The sequence below is a fragment of the Streptomyces sp. NPDC060198 genome, assembly GCF_042728415.1.
Taxonomy (GTDB): Bacteria; Actinomycetota; Actinomycetes; order Streptomycetales; family Streptomycetaceae; genus Streptomyces.
Genome location: NZ_JBHWZJ010000559.1, coordinates 1 through 3,285, shown reverse-complemented (window position 1 = coordinate 3,285; position 3,285 = coordinate 1). Strand labels below are relative to the sequence as shown.

The 3,285-nt window shown below is 70.3% G+C and carries 4 protein-coding genes; all 4 read left to right on the top strand.

The features are described from left to right. Positions 1-71 precede the first annotated feature (71 nt). Complete coding sequence (locus tag ACFWEP_RS33395; RefSeq protein WP_387375865.1) at positions 72-1,025, top strand: cytochrome c oxidase assembly protein; 954 nt, start codon at positions 72-74, stop codon at positions 1,023-1,025. A 66-nt stretch (positions 1,026-1,091) separates the two neighbouring features. Next, positions 1,092-1,250: a hypothetical protein gene (locus ACFWEP_RS33390; RefSeq protein WP_327174417.1), complete on the top strand. Its 159-nt coding sequence runs from the start codon at positions 1,092-1,094 to the stop codon at positions 1,248-1,250. Positions 1,251-1,390: 140 nt separating this feature from the next. Further along, on the top strand, positions 1,391-2,104 hold the full coding sequence (locus tag ACFWEP_RS33385) for a lysophospholipid acyltransferase family protein (protein WP_387375863.1): 714 nt from the start codon (positions 1,391-1,393) through the stop codon (positions 2,102-2,104). An 80-nt stretch (positions 2,105-2,184) separates the two neighbouring features. Beyond that, positions 2,185-3,234 (top strand): NAD-dependent epimerase/dehydratase family protein, encoded by a 1,050-nt coding sequence (locus ACFWEP_RS33380; protein ID WP_387375861.1) that lies wholly within the window; start codon positions 2,185-2,187, stop codon positions 3,232-3,234. The last annotated feature ends 51 nt before the right edge of the window (positions 3,235-3,285 follow it).

The window sequence follows — 3,285 nt, the reverse complement described above, 5'->3', positions numbered from 1 at the left end:
GCCGGGGGCAGTCCTAGTCTGGACCGGACAACCGGCACGAATCGGGGACGTCCCCCAGCAGGAGTGAACAGATGGATCACGGCGGGCACGGCATGGACATGGATCTGCCGCCGTTCACACTGGGCCGCGGGCTCGCGTTCTCGGCGGACCCGTTCTTCCTGGTCGGCTGCCTCGCGGCACTGGCCCTGTACGGCTGGGCCGTGGTGCGGCTGCGGCGGCGCGGGGACGACTGGCCGGTCAACCGGATCGTCTTCTTCGTGGTCGGGGTGCTCAGCATCGCCCTGGTGATGTGCACCCGGCTGAACGACTACGGCATGGTCATGTTCAGCGTGCACATGATCCAGCACATGGTGATCAGCATGCTCTCCCCGATCCTGCTGCTGCTGGGCGCGCCGGTGACCCTCGCGCTGCGGGCGCTGCCGGTGGCGGGGAGACGGGGCGCCAAGGGCCCTCGCGAGCTGCTGCTGATGCTGCTGCACAGCCGCTACATGAAGATCATCACGCATCCGGTCTTCACGATCCCGCTCTTCATCGCCAGTCTCTACGCCCTCTACTTCACCCCGCTCTTCGACTTCCTCATGGGCTCGAAGCCGGGTCACCTGGCGATGATGGTGCACTTCCTCGCGGTCGGGCTGGTCTTCTTCTGGCCGATCATGGGGATCGACCCCGGCCCGCACCGGCCGGGCTACGTGATGCGGATGCTGGAGCTCTTCGCGGGGATGCCGTTCCACGCGTTCTTCGGCATCGCCCTGATGATGGCGTCCCAGCCGATGGTGGAGTCGTACAAGCACCCTCCGGCCTCGCTGGGCGTCGACGCGCTGGCCGATCAGAGCTGGGCGGGCGGCATCGCCTGGGCCTTCAGCGAGGTGCCGTCCGTGCTGGTGCTGATCGCGCTGGTCTTCCAGTGGTACCGCTCCGACCAGCGGCTCGCGAAGCGCGAGGACCGGGCGGCGGACCGGGACGGCGACCAGGAGCTGGCGGCGTACAACGCGTATCTCGCCTCTTTGCAGGCGCGCGGAAGGTAGCGCGGCACCTGCTTCCGGGGCGACCATGGTGCCAACGGCCGCGCGGCCGACGAGGAGCGTGCGCGCATGTCCGGATCGACGAAGTCCATGGGAGTCATCACCGTCGCGGCCCTGGTGGCGGTGACGGCGTACACGGTGGCGCTGGGGAGCAACGGCTGGCTCTGGTTCGGGTGGGTGGTGCTGGGGCTGTGCACGCTCGGCATGCTCGCCGTCCGGGACGCCTGAACCGGGCGGAGGCGGTGTCCCGGCCCGCGCACCCGCCGGCCCGGGCACCGCACGGCTTACACTGACGGGCCCGCACCACCCGCGTGGTGTCCGGTACGAAGCAGCCCGAGGCCGATCCGGCAGAGCGAGGTTCACCCTCCGTGTTCTACTACGTACTGAAGTACGCCGTGTTCGGTCCGCTGCTGCGGCTGCTCTTCCGGCCCCGCATCGAGGGACTCGACCACGTCCCGGCCGAAGGGGCCGCGATCATCGCGGGCAATCACCTGTCCTTCTCGGACCACTTCCTGATGCCTGCCATGCTGAAGCGCCGCATCACCTTCCTGGCGAAGGCGGAGTACTTCACCGGTCCCGGGATCAAGGGGAAGCTGACGGCTGCGTTCTTCCACAGCATCGGCCAGATCCCGGTGGACCGGTCGGGCAAGGAGGCGGGCGCTGCGGCCATCCGTGAGGGGCTCGGGGTCCTCGCCAAGGGCGAGCTGCTCGGCATCTACCCGGAAGGCACCCGCTCGCACGACGGGCGTCTCTACAAGGGCAAGGTCGGGGTCGCGGTGATGGCCATCAGGTCGGGGGTCCCGGTGATCCCCTGCGCCATGGTCGGCACCTTCGAGATCCAGCCGCCCGGGCAGAAGGTACCCAGCATCCGGCAGGTCACGATCCGTTTCGGCGCGCCGCTGGACTTCTCCCGGTACGCCGGCCTGGACAACCAGAAGGCCGCGATCCGGGCGGTCACGGACGAGATCATGTACGCGATCCTGAACCTGTCCGGGCAGGAGTACGTGGATGAGTACGCGGCGAAGGTGAAGGCCGCCGATGCGGCCGCGACGGGCAAGAAGCCACCTCGCGGGAAGTCCTGACCGGCTGAACGCCGGTGGCGGAATCGGCCACCGGCGAAACGCTCTGCCGGACCGCGGCCGCGCCTTCTAGCGTTCTCTCCATGAACACGAACAGGCACGCATGGGTCCTCGGGGCGACCGGCCAGATCGGACGGACCGCCGTGACAGCGCTGCTCGCGGACGGTTGGCGGGTCACCGCGGTCTCGCTCCGCGGTGGCCGGGACGCGACGTGGCCCGACGACGTCCGCACGGTGGCGCTCGACCGCGACGCCGACGGCGCCCTGGCCGCCGCCCTCGGGGACGACTGCGACGTCCTGGTCGACATGGTGGGTTTCCACGGTGTGCACGCACGCCAGCTGACTGCGCTGACCGGCCGCATCGGAGCAGCGGTGGTCGTCTCCAGCGGCGCGGTCTACACGGACGGGGAGGGGCGCGGCTTCGACACGGCGGGCCGGCCCGGTGGCGATCCCCGCTATCCGGTGCCGATACCCGAAGTCTGGACCACCGTGGAACCGGGCGACTCGACGTACGCGACCCGCAAGGTCCTGCTGGAGCGCGAGTTGCTGTCGGCGGGCGAGGAGCTTCCTGTGACGGTGCTGCGGGCCGGCGCCGTCCACGGCCCCGGCTGCCGGACTCCGCGCGAGCTGTACTTCGTCAAGCGGATCCTGGACGGCCGGCGCCGCCGGGTACTCGCGTACGGAGGCAAGAGCGTCTTCCATCCCGCGCACACCTCGAACGTGGCGGAACTGATCCGGCTCGCCGCCCTGCGGCCCGGGTCGAGGATCCTCAACGCGGCCGACCCCGGGACCCCGACGGTGGCGGAGATCGGCGAGCTGATCGACGCGGTGCTGGGCGTGGAGACGGAGACGCTGCTGCTGCCGGGGCCGCCCGGCGAGGACCACGTGGGAGACACCCCGTGGACGATCCGGCACCCGGTGGTCTACGACATGACGGCGGCGGAGCGGGAGCTCGGCTACCGGCCGGTGACCACCTACGCCGATGCGCTGCCCGAGAGCGTCGAGTGGCTGTCCTCGCGGCTGTCCGGGCGGGAGTGGACGGATGCCTTCCCGAAGCTGTTCCAGCAGTACGGCCCCGCTCTCTTCGACTACGCGACGGAGGACGCCCTGCTGGAACGTCACCGGGCGCGATGAGACGACGGGCGCCCCCTGCGGGGGTGCGGGCGGCCGTGACCGGCCTCCCGC

Coding starts and splice junctions, on each gene's coding strand:
- ACFWEP_RS33395 (WP_387375865.1), top strand. CDS start 72: ATGGATCACGGCGGGCACGGCATGGACATGGATCTGCCGCCGTTCACA.
- ACFWEP_RS33390 (WP_327174417.1), top strand. CDS start 1,092: ATGTCCGGATCGACGAAGTCCATGGGAGTCATCACCGTCGCGGCCCTG.
- ACFWEP_RS33380 (WP_387375861.1), top strand. CDS start 2,185: ATGAACACGAACAGGCACGCATGGGTCCTCGGGGCGACCGGCCAGATC.